Below are 16,355 nucleotides of genomic sequence, written 5' to 3'. Positions count from 1 at the left end.
TAAATAGAACGTGAATGGAGAATTATATTGGAAAAATAGTTTCGCCTTATAATAAAGTCGATTTTATTGATTCTGTTAGACTTTCAATATCACAAGATAATATAGAAATAGAGTTTCCTTCAACAGAACGCAATTTCAATAACATAAAAACAATTATTGGTATTTTCAATGGAATTGGAAAAATCACCTTAGTAAATTGTCAAAACACAGCAAGGTCCAGTGGTGCAGGCGGAATAATTAAGAAGTATAATGTAGAATACTTATTTAAGGGTGGACATATTCATAAGCCCGAGTCTATTTATTTCGACAATGTAAATATAAAGATGTCAGGTTTACTTGATTGGACCAAAATTTCGTCTATAAACTTTACTGGAAAAGATTTATCAATTAAAAAGGTTAAGAGAATCACCATTTATAAATCAGATAATTATACAATAGAAATTTTTCCCTCCCACAATATAAGTTTAAAGAGAGAATTTAATGAAATCAATTTCAAAGAAAATATTGGTTTAAAAATCAGCTCTTTAAATAAAGATATTAATGTTTGGGATTACCTCCATTTAATAAAAGAATTAAAAAAAATTTTTTTTATTTTATCCAATAGAGATACTAAAATTGATGACACAACTTTCAATAGAAAAGAGGAGTTAGGCATCACCCTTTTTTGGGCAGGTAGTAATTCGTTAGGATCTCCATCCTATATAAATCCAAAAATTACGTTTGAGGATATTAAATTAGAATTGAACGAAATCATCCATAATTGGTTTGACAAAAAGGACTTACACACAAGCATAGAATTAATTTTAGAAAAAACAATCAATACTCAATTAAGTTATGAAAATTATTTTCTAAATAATTGTTTTGCGATTGAAACATTACATAGAAGATTCAATAATTACAAACTATTCGATAAGTCTGAATTCAAATCTATTAAGGAAAATATATTAAAATCAATTGAAAATAATGATTTGAGGAAATTGATAGAAAATAACTTAGCACATATAAATGAACCTAACTTTCGGAATAGATTAACTAATTATGAAGCTGATTTTTCACATTTACTTCCTGAAAATCAAAATGTGAAAAATTACATATCGAAAATCGTAAAAACTAGAAACTATCTTGTACACAGAGGAAATAGTAAAAATATTTTTGATGAATTCGATATGCTATATGCCTCTTTTTTTATTGAAACTGTTGTTAAAATAAATGTTTACAGAATCTTAGGGATAAAAAATAAATTGATTGAAAAATTACTGATTGAAACAGGTGAAAAAATTAATAGTTTATATCAATCTAATGACAGAATGCGTTTTGAAGATTAAACTTTTAAAAATCCTTTATAAATATAACAACAAATGATTATAGACGTACATACCCATATAAACAACTATCATGAAGATAGAGTGGTGTCATTAAACGAAAGTTTAGACAAGCTTTCACAAAACATGAAGGATAATAACATTGATTATTCTTTAGTACTCACGTCATATAAAGTCAATGAACATAGACCAAGTACCAAACATGTTGTAGAAGCTATAAAAGGGTATAATAATCTTGGGGTGGTTTCAGGTATTAGTTACTTACACTATAACCACAGAGATGTTATTGAGATTAGCGATTACCTTGAAAAAGGATTCATTAAAGGCTTAAAATTCTACCCAGGTTATGAGCCATTTTACCCGAATGATATTCGTTTCAAATTAATGTATGAAATGGCGATTGAATATGATGTACCTGTAATGTTTCATTCTGGTGACACCTATGCCCCAACTGGTAAAATTAAATACTCCCACCCTATTCATATTGATGATTTGGCTGTTGACTATCCAGAGTTAAAAATCGTGATTTGCCATGTGGGTAATCCGTGGATCAAGGATTGTATGGAGGTCGTTTATAAAAACAAAAATGTCTACGCAGATATATCCGGATTGGTTTTGGGTGATTTCTCAGATAAGTTTGAACGCTACATGAAAAAGGAAATCGAAGAAATGATTACTTATGCTGGCGACCCTAAATACCTACTTTATGGTACCGATTGGCCTATTTCGAATATGAAATCGTATCTAAAATTCATGGATCAACTTGATTTATCAAACGAGAAGAAAGAACTCATTCTTTGGAAAAATGCTGCTGAACTTTTTAAAATTGATATTAGTCAACTGTAGATACAATTCCAAAACACCTATGAATACCCAAATTTCAGGTATTACAAACTAGCCTCTGAAAAACCCAATCCATATTGCTCGGTAGGATATAAAATTCCTTTTTCCAACTTAAAAATAGCATGAAAAGGATCATCTATAATATCTAAATGACCGTCTAAATCTGCATATACTATGTTAGGCCTTGATAAGGCAAAGTGCAAACCTGCAGCTATACCTAATCCGCACTCGTCTATACAACCAACCATGGCATCTAGCTTGGCCGCCTTTGCCACGGAATTAATATGCATTCCTACCCAGATACCCCCAACTTTTTGAAGTTTGATATTGACCATATCCACACGTTCGTTCTGTGCCAAACGAAAGGCATCTGTCAATGTTTTTAGGCTTTCATCTGCCATAACGGGAATACTAACTTGATCGGTAACTTCACCCAATCGTTCCTCTGATTCCACTTTGGTGGGTTGTTCAAAAATTTCAATCCCAATCGCTGCGGTCGCTTTGACAAAATCTACCGATTCCTTAACGGAATAACCTTGGTTACCATCAAATCGTAAAGCTATATCCGGGTATTTTTCATGCAGCATCCGCATTTTAGCAATATCCTCTTCAAGATCGTTACCGCCTTTAATTTTCAAAATCGTAAAACCCTGCTCAATAAATGTACCCGCATAGGCCAAGGTTTCATTTACCCCCATTATACCAATAGTAATGCTTGTGGCAATGTGGTTACGGTATCCTCCCAAAAATTTATACAAAGGTACTTCTGCCTTTTTGGACATTATATCAAACAATGCCAGGTCTACCATGGCCAAGGCAGAAGAACGTTTGCCCAATAACTGTTTTAACTCCAACAACAATAAGGCATAAGTAAATGGGTCTTTCCCTATCAAATAAGGAATAATGATATTTTTAATGGCATGGGTAACCTCCGCCGGAGATTCATTGGTGACCACAGGATCGGGAGCGGCACAACCATACCCAACAATTTTACCATCGGTTTCAATTTTCAGGATAAAATTACTAGTGCGATCAATAGTCTCGTACGCAATGGTATAAGGATCGGAAAGTTTAAGGTCCAAACGCTCATATGAAATATGGGTTATTCTCATTTAAGTTTGGTCATTAAAAGTGCAATCAGGTCTTCTGCCCCATACTCCAACACATCATAGGCCGGCAATTTGGTCTCTAGGGTAATTGCCTTGCAAACGTCCAAGATTTCACTTTTTTCCATTCCTTCATGATTCACGGTAATGGCAATGACTTCCTTACCTGAAATTACCTGTATTGCATTGATCTGTTCTTCTAGCGAATGCATTTTATATCCGGGAAAACCGTCATATTCCATACGTTTGGGCGCATGTTGCAGAATGACATAATCCGGTCTTCCTGCGGCCAGAATTTCAAAACCACCAGGATACGCCGGGTTCATAAGACTACCTTGGCCTTCAATTACAATAACATCCGGATCCTCATTCTTGTAGGCACTCACCACGGCATGTTCTATCTCGCCAGAAACAAAATCATTGATACAGCTATCCATGACCATACTGTATTTTGCACCTTGCATCCAGCCGGTTTGTCCCGTTCCGATCATTTCGGCCTTTTTGCCCGCCTTACGGAATGCATGTACCAAAATCCAAGCTGTGGTCCGTTTGCCTAAAGCAGAATCGGTACCCAATACCGCTAATTTTAAACATTCCACTTTTTCGATATCCCCGGTAAAAAAATGGAGTTTATCGCGATCCGGCGTTTTTCTGATATCCCTGATCGTTACTTTTTTCTCGTTGGCCAAAGCCACCAATTCCGGATCATTGGTCAAAAAATCATGTAGACCGCTATCTACGTTCCAACCCTGTTGCAATGCTGCCTTGATCGTAGATTTGGCCACTAGAGGCAATCGGCCTCCATCTGGCGCAAGGCCAATGACCAAATAACTAGGCAACTGATTGGTTGCGCCAAGTGTTGAAATGGCCGTTTCAATGTCTTTAAAAACGGGTATTCCGTTAGGTCTACCGTCCAATACATCACCGGCATCCCTACCCGCATATTTTTCGTCTAGGACTCCAACTATCTCGTAGCGCTCCGTAAAACGGACCAAACCATGGGCGGTTTTTCCATTGGGCGTATTAAAGGCACCTTCACAGTACACCAGAGCCTTACCATCTATCACTTTTTTCATCTCTCGTATTAATTTTTTGCGGTGAGCACGGCCACAAAACGGTCAGGCTCAAAATTCATTTTTTCATCCAGTTCCAGAAGACCGATCAACCCCGCAGTGGATGCCGGTAAAATTCTGAACCCTTCCTTTTTATATAATAGGGAAGTCATTTCCCTTAATTTTTTGTCACTGATATTGAATGCCTCTCCTTCAGATTCCCATAGTGCATAAAGCGCCTCCTCCCCGTCAAAACTATGCCAATTGATCAAAGGTTCATTGTATTTGGTCTCCTTGATAACCGTGGGATTTAAATCTTTACAATGGCGCAAGCCCTGCAGATAGGATTCAACAATAGGATTTTTATGGGACGAAGATGCAGCGATCATTTTTGGTATTCGTGATGTCTTGCCTCGTTTATACAAATTTACAAAGCCCCTATAAACTCCGGCGAACAAGGTTCCGTTGGATACCGGTATGGCGCAGTATTTAGGTGCATCGCCCAAATCCTCAAAAATCTCTTGGGCAATCTGCGCATAGGCCGATATTTGTAATGGGGTATTGGCTCCGCCGGGATTGGCGTCATACCAACCATTCTCAATCGCCAACCTAGAACTTTCCGTTACCACATCCTCATAACTTCCCGGTATACGAATTATTTCCGCACCCAAGGCCTCCATTTCCATTACACGGTCCGTATGGTAACTCTCCGGAATGTAAATTTTACAAGCAATCCCGGCCAAATCAGAAGCCAGGGCCATAGCAACGCCATAATTGCCACAAGTAGCCAAACTTACAATAGTAAACTCCCTTCTCAACGCATCGTATAACTGAGCAAAGGCTATGCGGTCTTTTTGCGTTCCGGTAGGATTATCTCCTTCATACTTTAGGTACAATTGGCGTACATCAAACTCCCGCTCCAAGGTTTTTGCACGGTGAAGCCCTGTATCACCTACCTCTAAACTTATAATGTCCTCAAAACATTCCAAACGGTCTACCAAGGATTTACGGGTATCCTTGACCATATCACTGAGCCTACGTGCCTCTGCGGACACTTTATTTTCAGCCGTTTTTACACCGTCTTTAAGATTCATACCTATATAAAAATTCTTTTTTTAATATACGGTAATTAATTTGATTACCCCTTTAGAATAATAGTATTAAAATACCATAATTTAAGCTTGCATAGGTACTCCAATAATCGAAATAAATTTAAAAATTAACATCAATATTTATGGTGGCACTTGGCAATAGGCGATTTTATTATGTGAAACCTGTTCTCAATTAATTCAAATTTTAACAGTAGCACAATAAGCGCTTTAGCTAATTTTGACTACTTTTTTAAAATAGGCAACAAATCAATGAAATCAACCTCGTTAATTTTTCTTTTTACCCTTTTGTCCAGCACGTTAATGTATGCCCAAGATGAGTTACCTCTTCGTATGGACAATTCCAAGATCAGGCCCTTGCAAAAATTATTGGATAGCTCATTGCAGACCAATTTAAGGGATGAACTTACCTCGCATCCAGAATGGAACGACCTTATCATACAAAAGAAAATGGCGGTTGGTTTGGTGGATCTGAGTAATCCGGAAAAAGTTCGTTTTGCCCGCGTTAACGGCAACCATATGATGTATGCGGCAAGCCTTCCCAAGATTGCCATACTATTGGCCTCGATGGATGCTATTGAAAAAGGGGAATTAAAGGAAACTGCGGAAATTAAAAAGGATATGCGCTTAATGATCAGTAAATCTGACAATGCGGCTTCTACCCGTATGATTGATCGCGTAGGTTATGAAAAATTGGAAGCGGTGATGACTGATCCTAAATATGCTTTTTACGATGAGCAAAAAGGAGGCGGACTATGGGTTGGAAAACGTTATGGAAGTGGCGGGGACACCAATCGTGAACCCTTAAAAAATTTAAGCCATGCGGCATCGGTTACCCAGGTATGCAGGTACTATTATCTTTTAGCCAATGGTAAATTGGTAAACCGAAAAAGGTCCAAACAAATGTTGGATATTATGGAAGATCCGGAACTGCACCATAAATTTGTAAATACCCTGGACCAGATCGCACCCAATGCCCGTTTGTTCAGAAAATCAGGTTCATGGAGAACCTACCACTCAGATTCCATATTGGTTTGGGGAGAAGACAATAACAGAAGATACATATTGGTAGCGTTGATAGATGACGCCAATGGGGAACAAATTATAAGGGATTTGGTAAAACCCATTGAAAAGGTGTTGAAAAAGCCTGTACTTTAGGACTTGGAACAAAGAACCCTTTTTCTGCATGGTAGAAAGATTGATCAAAAAAATATTCGATGTACGTGAAGGCGAGTTCAAGGTTTCACTTTGGATGCTCGCCTACATTTTTTTGGTCATTGCCGTATTACTGATCATTAAACCCACTGTAAATGCCCTGTTCCTGTCTGAATTGGGTATTGAACAATTACCGTTCGCCTTTCTTTTAGTGGCCGTTACGGCCGTGGCAACATCCTATTTCTATTCTAGGGCAGTATCCAAATTTCCCTTAAAAAAGGTCATTGAGACCACCCTGATCAGTTCCATAATCATCTTGATAGGGTTGGGAATACTATTGTCATTAAATGTGGTTAGCGGTATATTACTCTATTTTTTCTATATCTGGGTGGCCATATATGCCGTTCTGTCCGCTTCCCAATTTTGGGTGTTGGCCAACTTGGTCTTCAATATCAGGGAAGCTAAAAGGTTGTTTGGCTTTATAGGTTCAGGTGCCATCATCGGTGGTATTTTTGGGGGTTACCTTACCTCTATTCTAGCTCCGCTCATTGGCAATGAAAACCTCATGTTCGTAGCGTCCCTACTCCTTTTTTTCTGTATTCCCCTATTACGTAAAATCTGGCATATACGGGTAAAAAAGAACGGTAGCGTCAAAAAACACAAAACTGCCTCTAATATTAGTGAGGCACCGTTACGGCTTATTCTTAAATCAAAACACCTTACCTATATAGCTTGCATTGTATCGGTAAGTGTAGTGGTGGCCAAATTGGTAGATTACCTCTTTAGTGAATTTGCCTCCACAGCCTTTACGGACGCGGACGAATTGACCGCATTTTTTGCATTTTGGTTTTCTACCTTCAACCTGCTGTCCTTGGTCATTCAACTTTTTTTTACACATAGGATCGTAGGTATTTGGGGCGTTGGCTTTTCCTTACTATTATTACCATTGGGCATTTTTGGCGGAAGCATGTTGTTTTTAATGCTTCCCGAGCTTTCTGCCGTTGTGGTCATCAAGGCGATGGATGGAGTCCTAAAACAGTCCATTCATAAAAGCGCTTCAGAATTACTGACACTACCCCTGCCTTTCGATTTAAAAAATAGGACCAAGTCGTTCATAGATGTTGTCGTTGATAGTTTGGCCACCGGTATTGCCGGATGCCTTTTGATATTTGTAGTCCGTGGGCTGGACCTACCTTCTATCTATATCGGGGCACTCATCATTGCACTGGTATGCCTTTGGCTGTACTTTATTTACAAGGTACGTATAGAGTATTACAAGACCTTCAGGTCCAATTTGGAAATGCTTACGGACTCCTCAAAAAAGACCAAAAAAATTTCAACCACCAAAGTTTCCGTTGTCTCGGGAATGCGTACGGTATTTGCGAACGGTACAGAAGCTCAAATTCTGTTCATGTTGGACAAACTCATGGAAATCAATGACAAGCGTTTTGCCGCAGATGTGGAACAGTTGTTAGGACACCAAAGCAATAAGGTTAAATTATCCGCTATTCAAAACCTATACTTTTTAAATTCCAAAACAATGACCGCCAAGGTTTCCGAACTGTTGCTTATTGATGATCGTGAACTCACTATTGCAACCTTGGCCTATATCCTTAGCTTTGCCCACAAGGACAAATCGTTTGTGTTCGATGCCTATTTGGAACATTACAATGAACGAATAGCCATGGCGGCGCTTTATTGTCTAGCAAGGGCGGCCAAAAATAATTATTCCCTTAAACAGCGTTATGGTTTGGTTGACCGCATTTCCAAGGCTATCGACAAAATAAATGATAGGGATGATAGCTATAAAGAGGCGGTAATTGAAATTTTAGGCATTGCCAATTTACCCCTATTTTACAACACATTGGGTACGTACCTGTACGATGACATTGAGCATGTAGTACGCACGACCATAAAAGCTATTGGCACGGCAACAGATTCGTTTTTGGTGCAACTTATCATACCTTTTCTGGTCCAAAAAAAGTATAGGTCAACGGTCATGGAAGCGTTTAAACTTTTTGGTCCTACTATTATTCCCCTTCTGGGCAAACAGGTTCAAGAACGCAAACAGCCCTTGGAGGTTCTGCGTTTTATACCAGCGGCAATACAATCGTTCCATTCCAAGGAATCCGTCCATCAATTGCTGGGTATATTAACGGATAATGACCTAACGGTACGCGTAGAAGTAGTACGGGCCTTGAGTGCCATACGGGCCAGTCATCCGTATTTAAAATTTAATAGGTATAAAGTGGTTTCCGTAATATTTGATGAATGCAAATTGCACCATCAAACCTTATCTGCCATGCATACCCAAATAATTATTTCCTATCGCAATAGAACAAAATCCAAAAAGGAAATCACTGATGCGGAGAGAGATGCCCGTACCAGTCTTTTGGAACTTTTGGAACGCCGTTTGGATACAGGACTGGAACGCATTTTTAAACTCTTGGGCCTAAGGTACCAACAAAAGGATGTCGCCATTGCCTATGAAGGGCTACTGAGCCAAAAGCAAGAAGCCCAACAAAACGCCATAGAATTCTTGGACAATTTGCTGACCGGAGAGCTAAAGCGCAAATTGCTTCCCATAATAGAGGAAAGCGCCATGGATATATCGTCCGAAGAGGAGTTGCAAAAAATAAAGCATAAGATTCCAACGGAATTGGAATGCTTTAAATTATTGTTACAGAGCAATGACCTAAAGATTAAGTTGGCCGTTCTGTACCTCATAGCCCAACAGAAAGAACCTAAGTTCCTGCCCATGGTTGAAGGTCATCTTAATGACCCTGACCCAAAGATCAGAAGTTTTGCCTTAAATGCGTTTACCTCGTTATCTCCACAAAAACCGTAAGTATTTTTTACAGGATTACACGAAGCGTATACCTTGTTTGGCACAAATTTCGGCCACTTTTTCAAAATTTGGAGGTCCTGGCGGTAATGCTGCTAATTCTTGAAACATAAGTTCTATTCCAGAGGGCAGTGCGGAAGTTATCATTTTTGCTTTTTCCGTACCTACTACCTTCCATGTATGGGGTATATTTTTTGGTGCAAAAGCAATATCACCGGCCTTAAGCACTTCGCTCTTACCACCTACGGTAATTTCAACCTCACCCTTTACCACCCTAAAAATTTCATCTTCCTTGGTATGTATATGCGGAGGTATACCTACCCCGGGTTCCACATTGTCCACCCATTCAAATATTTGATTCCCGGTTTCTGCGCCCAATAACTTATGGGTCTGTATATCCCCGATCACATTGAACACATCGCCATCCGCATCCCTAATTACTTTGGGATCATTCATCTTGGGCAAGTTGACCGCCATACCTTTTTTTTGACCGAACATAACCCCTGACAATAAAGTGAAAACCACCCCATTACCTGACTGTTGTATAAATTTTTTTCTGTCCATGAATATAATTTTCAACCAAATTACCCATAAAACGTTATGGGAGAAATGTGAAAATCACGGTATAACCATAGAATTTAGGAAGTAACGCTCTTTCTTAGTTCAGATGGACTAACTCCTGTTTGGGTTTTAAAGAAATAACTAAAATAATCCGGGTTAGAAAAACCCAGTTCATATCCAATTTCCTTAATGGTTTTATTCGTGAATTTTAAGGCATGTCTGGAACGGATCAATAATTGTTCAATTATGATATTCTTGGAACTTACGTTCAGAACTTCCTGAACGCACTCATTTAAATATCTGGTGGAAATATTCAATAAAGAAGCATAAAAAGATACCTCGTGCGATTTTGCCAAATGTTGATCCACCATTTGTTTAAAAGCATATACAATATTGGCCTTGGTATGGTTTTTATCTACAATCGTCTTTATATTACATTGCCCATCACAATAAACAAAAAAGGTATTTAAAAGCGATATCAATGCATCTTCCTTATTATTTAGATGAGAACCCAAGAGCTCATCTATCATTTCCAAGATGGCCTGTGTTCGTTTTTCAATTCCCGGACTTAATTTAAGTAAGGGTACCGTACCGGTATTGAACATCCTTATCTGACTAATATGCAGTTTACTCAGTAATGGGTGGGATAGCACCTCATCCGCCATGTTAAGGATATAGCCAGAATTAGAATTGTCATCTTTGATATACAGTTTCCAATTCACTTTTTTGTCCAAAAAGAATATGGAATTGGACATGTTTGGATAAAGGACGCCATCAATTTCCAGTCCTTTGATCTCATCTTTGACCCAGCAGACGGTATAATAGCCTTCGTTATATTTTTGGGAAACATTTTTGACTATCTTCGATATGGTTATGGTATCGTTTTTCATCAATAAAATGTTGGTTAATTGTACCGGCCATTAATTGCCCGATGTACCTAAGATACAACATTTTAAACTTTAAAAAAACTTAGGAATTCTCCTCCAATTCCATGATCAAATTAGCAATTAAAGCTGTCCATCCCGTTTGGTGCGATGCTCCCAAGCCTTTACCGGAATCCCCGTCAAAAAACTCATAGAAAAAATGCTGGTTTTTAAAATGTTCATCTTTTGTGAATAGATGCTGGCGGTCATCAGAATGGTATTGGAACTTTCCATCTGCATTGCGCTGAAATAACTTGATCAATCTTTTGGAGATTTCGTTCGCTATTTCATTCAAATTCATCTTTACACCGGAACCTGTTGGAAATTCGTAAACATATTGCTCACCATAGAACGAATAATACTTTCTTAATGATTGTACGATCATATAATTTAAAGGTAACCAAATAGGACCGCGCCAATTGGAATTACCTCCAAACATGTTGGAACGGCTTTCCCCTGACTCATATTGAATCTGGTGATGTCCATTATGTTGAAAAACATACGGATGCTTTTCATGGTACTTGGACAACGAGCGAATACCAAATTCAGATAAAAATTCATTTTCATCCAACATTCTATACAAAAGCTTTTCCAGCCTAAAACCACGCATAATGGAGAACAGGTAATTTCCGTCCTGGTTATATTCTTCAATATTGGATACCAGGGAAGCCAAATCTGGTCTAGTCCTTACGATTTCTGCCGCCCTAATTTTAAAATGCTTGAGCTCTTCAAACAAATCTTTATGGATGATTTCTACAGCAAACAGTGGTATAATCCCTACCAAGGACCTCACCTTTAACCGATCTGTTGTACCGTTGGACATTTCTACAACATCGTAATAAAAATTATCCTCATCATCCCATAATGAAATATCTTTCTTGCCTATATGGTGCATTGCCCATGCTATATTCAAGAAATGTTTGAAGAATTTGGCCACACTATCTTCATAGATAGGATTGGTCTTGGCCAGCTCCAACGTCATTCTCAACATGTTAAGGGTGAACATGGCCATCCAGCTAGTAGCGTCTGCCTGTTGCATACGGGTTATACCGTCTGGCATATGGTTGCGGTCAAACACTCCAATATTGTCCAGTCCAAGAAATCCGCCTTCAAAAAGATTGGTGCCACTTTTATCCTTTTGGTTTACCCACCAGGTAAAGTTGACCAATAGTTTTTGATAGGCTTTTTCCAAGAATAACGTATCTCCTTTACCGGTACGTTTTTTATCCTTATCATAAACCGTCCATACCGCCCAAGAATGAACAGGAGGGTTTACATCACTAAAATTCCACTCATAAGCAGGAATCTGTCCGTTTGGATGCATGTAGTTTTCACGCATTACCAACAGCAATTGTTCTTTGGCAAAATATGGGTCTATCTCTACAAAAGAGGCCATATGAAAGGCAAGGTCCCATGCCGCATACCAAGGATACTCCCACTTATCGGGCATTGAAATTACATGTCTGTTCGTAAGATGTTCCCAGCTGGTGTTTCGCGTATCCGTACGATAAGGTTTAGCCTCACCGGCACCGCCAAATAACCACTTGAATACATCATAATAGTAGAATTGTTTGGTCCATAATAATCCGGAAAACGCCTTCTTGGCAATTTCTTGCTGATCTGCCGGTAGTTCTTTTTTAAGAATATCGGCATAAAATTCTTCGCACTCGGTTATTCTCTTTGTAAATATCGCATCAAAATCACCAAATGGATCGTCATTTTTCTTTTTGCTCAAACGAACCTTAATTGATTTTTCTTCCCCAGATTTTAATTTGAACTCGTGCCATACCGCAAATTTAGACCCTTTATTATTGGGGTTAACGGTAGCCTTACCCTTTACCACATGGTTATTAATACCGTCCTTTACATAATCCACCTCATTGGGAACACTATAAATGCGCTCATTATTGGTCTCATTCTCACAGAACAGTTGCTTACCGTTCTCATGATAAAAATAATACCTGCCATTTCTGGTACTTCTGGATTGTACGGCCGTACCAGAAATTGATTTCATCTCCGGACGTTCAAAACGGTTATTATGTTTCCAAAAATTCCTAAACCAAAGATGGGGCAATACATGAATACTTGCCGCTCTTGGCCCCCTGTTTACGACGGTTACCTTCATTAAAATATCCCCAACATCTGCTTTGGCATATTCTATATAACAATCAAAATAGGCGTTATTGGCAAACGCCTTGGTATCCAAAATTTCATATTCTGCATCTTCCCTACCACGTTCCCTGTTTTTCTTCAACAGTTCTACATATGGAAATTTTTTGTGCGGGTATTTATATAAATACTTGGAATAGGAATGTGTAGGGGTAGATACCTGATGAAAATAAAGCTCTTTTACATCCTCCCCATGATTACCCTCATTATTGGTCAAACCAAATAAGCGCTCTTTTAATATTGGGTCCTTACCGTTCCAGAACGCAGGTGCCAAACATAGAATTTCCCTAGAATCACAATAACCGCCAATTCCTTCTTCTCCCCACCTATATGCATTACTACGCGCCTTGTCATGGGTTACAAAATCCCACGCATTTCCATTAGCGCTATAATCTTCCCTTACGGTACCCCATTGCCTTTCAGCAAGGTAGGGCCCCCATCTTTTCCAGTTCTTGTAATTATCTTCTACGGCTAGCCGTTCCTCTTCTGCATTTTTATAGGCCATATGATCTATATGTATTACTACTATTAAAAATTCCAATTTAGATTCCGTAATCACTTACGATATAGAACCTTAAAAAGTTGGACAATTTATGATAATCTTAAAAAATAGAAACAAAAATACTACATGTAGCTCCAATTGAATGTCAAACTACACCCGCATTTGAACAGTATTGCCTAATCGGCAAAAAATGTGCTAAAAATCATCAACTTTAAAAATAAAATCAATAAATCTTATGAACTTGAAGTACAGCATTAATTCTTGCATGTATCATCATCCATAGCCCATTACCAAGAAAATAGCAGGGCTCTTACAGTCATAAACCATTAACAGTTCCATGCTTTAAAAAATCATATATTTAAGGATGAAAATTACCAACCAGCTCTTAACCCTGTTTTTTATTATAGGTTTCAACGTATTATACGCACAGGGCGATAGATTAAATGATTATGTTCAACCCTTGGACGGCTCTCAATTACAATTGGAAATGGCCGCTATACCTGCAGGGAAATTTTTAATGGGAAGTCCGGCATTAGAACACAATAGAAATAAGGATGAAGGTCCTGTACATGAAGTAAGCTTATCCGCATTCTACATATCAAAGTACGAAATAACCTGGGAAATCTATAATCTGTTCGTTAACAGAACCATTGATTCTGTCGTCCAAAATAATAAGGCTAAGGACTTGGAATTGGGTATGGACGCCATTGCCGGGGCCACCGTTCCTTATGTAGATATGAGTTTAGGTATGGGGACGGGAAAAGGTTTACCCGTTGGTAACATAACGCATTATGCCGCCGCACAATTCTGTAAATGGCTATCTGCCAAAACCGGTCATTTTTATAGATTACCTACTGAAGCGGAGTGGGAATATAGTGCCCGTGCCGGAACCAGTACGGCCTATTATTTTGGTGACGACCCCAATTTATTAAAAGATTACGCCTGGTATTATGAAAATAGCAACGACACCTATCATCCTGTAGGACAAAAATTACCCAATGCTTGGGGATTGTACGATATGCACGGAAATGTTACAGAGTGGACCTTGGACCATTATGTACCAGAGGCATATTCAACAAGGGTGGTACATACCCAATCTCCTTGGGAACAGTTGGCTACTTCATATCCTCATACGGTACGTGGTGGTTCATATTATGATGATGCCGAATATGTACGAAGTGCCGCACGGTTAGGGTCTACGGAAAATTGGAAAATGAGGGACCCCCAATTTCCAAAAAGTAAATGGTGGAATACCGATGCACCCTTTGTGGGCTTTAGGGTCGTAAGGGACCCTAACATACCCAATGAAAACGAGATACATAAATATTGGGGCGAATAGCCCCTACCAAACCTAAAACCAAAAAATTATGATCAACTCAAAAAATGACAACACAAAACGTACCGAAAATTCAAGACGAGGGTTTTGCAAAAACACCGCACTTGCAGGCGCCGGATTATTATTGCCAGGGCTAGATATCCCTGTAATGGCAAATGTATTAAATGATAAAAAATTAAAGTTGGCCGTAATAGGTTGTGGAGGGCGCGGTACTGGAGCCGCCAACCAAGCATTAAAGGCAGATGACAATATAGAATTAGTGGCCATGGCCGATGCTTTTCAAGACCAATTGGATAAAAGTTTGGGTAGCCTACAGAAAGAATTTGAGGGCACAAATAAAGTGAATGTAAAGGATGCCCATAAATATGTTGGTTTTGATGCCTATAAAAAAGCCATAGACCAAGCCGATGTCATAATTCTTGCTACTCCTCCAGGTTTTAGGCCCTATCATTTTGAATATGCCATAAACGCTGGAAAGCATGTATTCATGGAAAAACCTTGCGCAGTAGATGCTCCCGGCATTCGCAAAGTATTGGAAGTAGCCAAGATTGCCAAGGAGAAAAAATTAAATGTTGTTGTTGGCCTACAGCGCCATTACCAAAATAATTACCTGGCCATAGCCGAAAAGATCAAGCAAGGTGAAGTGGGCAAAATAGTTTCTGGGCAAGTGTATTGGAACAGTGCCGGGGTTTGGGTAAGGCCCCGGCAAGAAGGCCAATCGGAACTGGAATATCAAATGCGGAACTGGTATTACTTTAATTGGTTGTGCGGTGACCACATTTTAGAACAGCACATCCATAATATAGATGTGGCAAACTGGTTTATTGGTGAATACCCAATTTCTGCCCAAGGAATGGGCGGCAGATTGGTACGGACAGGAAAGGACCATGGTGAAATATTTGATCATCATTTCGTTGAATTCACCTACCCCAGCGGAGCTGTAATAGCCAGTCAATGTCGTCACCAACCAGGTACATGGTCCAAAGTGGGCGAAAATTTTCAAGGCACAAAAGGCAGTATTGAAATGAGAGATGCCGGTGCCGCAACCATTGTAGGTTTAGATGGAGAAAAAATATTCGACTACCGCAATAGAAACGACCCAAATCCGTATCAAGTAGAGCACGACCGATTATTTGCTTCTATCCGAAACAAGGAAGTCATCAGCGATACGGAAAATGGAGCAAAAAGTACTTTGACCGCTATCATGGGCCGTATGGCAACCTATTCTGGAAAAGTAATTACATGGCAAGATGCCATGGCATCACAAAAACAAATTATGCCCAATGAACTTACTTGGGACGCTACGCCACCAAGTGTACCAAATGCGGGTGGCAATTACCCCATTCCTACTCCGGGAGTTACGGATGTATTGAGTTAGAAAACAAAGCGTTATGTATTAAAAGTCTTATAGTGAAACATCGATAAAAATAAT

The 16,355-nt window shown here is 39.0% G+C and carries 12 protein-coding genes; 6 read left to right on the top strand and 6 right to left on the bottom strand.

Annotated features, from left to right (window positions below; genetic code table 11):
* Positions 1-14: 14 nt before the first annotated feature.
* The gene (locus tag JM81_RS16085; protein ID WP_144804915.1) at positions 15-1,325 is read left to right on the top strand and encodes a HEPN domain-containing protein; all 1,311 of its coding nucleotides are present in this window, start codon (positions 15-17) and stop codon (positions 1,323-1,325) included.
* A gap of 33 nt (positions 1,326-1,358) precedes the next feature.
* A complete protein-coding gene (locus tag JM81_RS16080) occupies positions 1,359-2,168 on the top strand; it encodes an amidohydrolase family protein (protein ID WP_144804913.1) in 810 nt (269 codons plus the stop codon).
* 41 nt (positions 2,169-2,209) lie between these two features.
* On the opposite strand, the gene JM81_RS16075 is transcribed toward JM81_RS16080, so the two are convergent.
* From JM81_RS16075 to JM81_RS16065, 3 genes are read right to left on the bottom strand one after another with little or no spacing between them, the layout of a single operon-like run.
* Positions 2,210-3,277, bottom strand: coding sequence for a mandelate racemase/muconate lactonizing enzyme family protein (locus tag JM81_RS16075; RefSeq protein ID WP_144804911.1), 1,068 nt, complete (start codon positions 3,275-3,277; stop codon positions 2,210-2,212).
* Positions 3,274-4,347: a DUF1611 domain-containing protein gene (locus tag JM81_RS16070; protein WP_144804909.1), complete on the bottom strand. Its 1,074-nt coding sequence runs from the start codon at positions 4,345-4,347 to the stop codon at positions 3,274-3,276. The genes JM81_RS16075 and JM81_RS16070 overlap by 4 nt, the downstream gene beginning before the upstream one ends.
* Before the next feature lie 8 nt (positions 4,348-4,355).
* On the bottom strand, positions 4,356-5,417 hold the full coding sequence (locus JM81_RS16065; protein WP_144804907.1) for a pyridoxal-phosphate dependent enzyme: 1,062 nt from the start codon (positions 5,415-5,417) through the stop codon (positions 4,356-4,358).
* A gap of 267 nt (positions 5,418-5,684) precedes the next feature.
* On the opposite strand from JM81_RS16065, the gene JM81_RS16060 reads away from it, so the two are divergent.
* Complete coding sequence (locus JM81_RS16060; protein WP_144804905.1) at positions 5,685-6,590, top strand: serine hydrolase; 906 nt, start codon at positions 5,685-5,687, stop codon at positions 6,588-6,590.
* 28 nt (positions 6,591-6,618) lie between these two features.
* Positions 6,619-9,435 carry an NTP/NDP exchange transporter gene (locus JM81_RS16055; RefSeq protein WP_144804903.1) on the top strand — a complete coding sequence of 939 codons (2,817 nt, stop codon included), beginning with the start codon at positions 6,619-6,621 and terminating at the stop codon, positions 9,433-9,435.
* 15 nt (positions 9,436-9,450) lie between these two features.
* Here JM81_RS16055 and JM81_RS16050 read toward each other — a convergent pair whose 3' ends face one another.
* The 3 genes from JM81_RS16050 to JM81_RS16040 all read right to left on the bottom strand — a co-directional run bounded on the left by JM81_RS16050 (position 9,451) and on the right by JM81_RS16040 (position 13,590).
* On the bottom strand, positions 9,451-9,996 hold the full coding sequence (locus JM81_RS16050) for a cupin domain-containing protein (protein WP_144804901.1): 546 nt from the start codon (positions 9,994-9,996) through the stop codon (positions 9,451-9,453).
* A 74-nt stretch (positions 9,997-10,070) separates the two neighbouring features.
* On the bottom strand, positions 10,071-10,883 hold the full coding sequence (locus tag JM81_RS16045) for a helix-turn-helix domain-containing protein (RefSeq protein ID WP_144804899.1): 813 nt from the start codon (positions 10,881-10,883) through the stop codon (positions 10,071-10,073).
* A 79-nt stretch (positions 10,884-10,962) separates the two neighbouring features.
* Entirely contained in the window at positions 10,963-13,590 is a 2,628-nt protein-coding gene (locus JM81_RS16040) for an MGH1-like glycoside hydrolase domain-containing protein (RefSeq protein WP_144804897.1), read from the bottom strand.
* Positions 13,591-13,951: 361 nt separating this feature from the next.
* On the opposite strand from JM81_RS16040, the gene JM81_RS16035 reads away from it, so the two are divergent.
* Both JM81_RS16035 and JM81_RS16030 read left to right on the top strand, forming a co-directional pair.
* Complete coding sequence (locus JM81_RS16035) at positions 13,952-14,926, top strand: formylglycine-generating enzyme family protein (RefSeq protein WP_144804895.1); 975 nt, start codon at positions 13,952-13,954, stop codon at positions 14,924-14,926.
* A 28-nt stretch (positions 14,927-14,954) separates the two neighbouring features.
* Positions 14,955-16,301, top strand: a complete 1,347-nt coding sequence (locus JM81_RS16030) for a Gfo/Idh/MocA family protein (RefSeq protein WP_144804893.1) — start codon at positions 14,955-14,957, stop codon at positions 16,299-16,301.
* Positions 16,302-16,355: the final 54 nt, after the last annotated feature.

This window comes from Maribacter sp. MAR_2009_72 (genome assembly GCF_007827235.1).
Classification (GTDB): Bacteria; Bacteroidota; Bacteroidia; order Flavobacteriales; family Flavobacteriaceae; genus Maribacter; species Maribacter sedimenticola.
The sequence above is the reverse complement of the archived record's forward strand: the minus strand, read 5'-3'. Positions and strand labels throughout refer to the sequence as shown.

Coding starts and splice junctions, on each gene's coding strand:
- JM81_RS16085 (WP_144804915.1), top strand. CDS start 15: ATGGAGAATTATATTGGAAAAATAGTTTCGCCTTATAATAAAGTCGAT.
- JM81_RS16080 (WP_144804913.1), top strand. CDS start 1,359: ATGATTATAGACGTACATACCCATATAAACAACTATCATGAAGATAGA.
- JM81_RS16075 (WP_144804911.1), bottom strand. CDS start 3,277: ATGAGAATAACCCATATTTCATATGAGCGTTTGGACCTTAAACTTTCC.
- JM81_RS16070 (WP_144804909.1), bottom strand. CDS start 4,347: ATGAAAAAAGTGATAGATGGTAAGGCTCTGGTGTACTGTGAAGGTGCC.
- JM81_RS16065 (WP_144804907.1), bottom strand. CDS start 5,417: ATGAATCTTAAAGACGGTGTAAAAACGGCTGAAAATAAAGTGTCCGCA.
- JM81_RS16060 (WP_144804905.1), top strand. CDS start 5,685: ATGAAATCAACCTCGTTAATTTTTCTTTTTACCCTTTTGTCCAGCACG.
- JM81_RS16055 (WP_144804903.1), top strand. CDS start 6,619: ATGGTAGAAAGATTGATCAAAAAAATATTCGATGTACGTGAAGGCGAG.
- JM81_RS16050 (WP_144804901.1), bottom strand. CDS start 9,996: ATGGACAGAAAAAAATTTATACAACAGTCAGGTAATGGGGTGGTTTTC.
- JM81_RS16045 (WP_144804899.1), bottom strand. CDS start 10,883: ATGAAAAACGATACCATAACCATATCGAAGATAGTCAAAAATGTTTCC.
- JM81_RS16040 (WP_144804897.1), bottom strand. CDS start 13,590: ATGGCCTATAAAAATGCAGAAGAGGAACGGCTAGCCGTAGAAGATAAT.
- JM81_RS16035 (WP_144804895.1), top strand. CDS start 13,952: ATGAAAATTACCAACCAGCTCTTAACCCTGTTTTTTATTATAGGTTTC.
- JM81_RS16030 (WP_144804893.1), top strand. CDS start 14,955: ATGATCAACTCAAAAAATGACAACACAAAACGTACCGAAAATTCAAGA.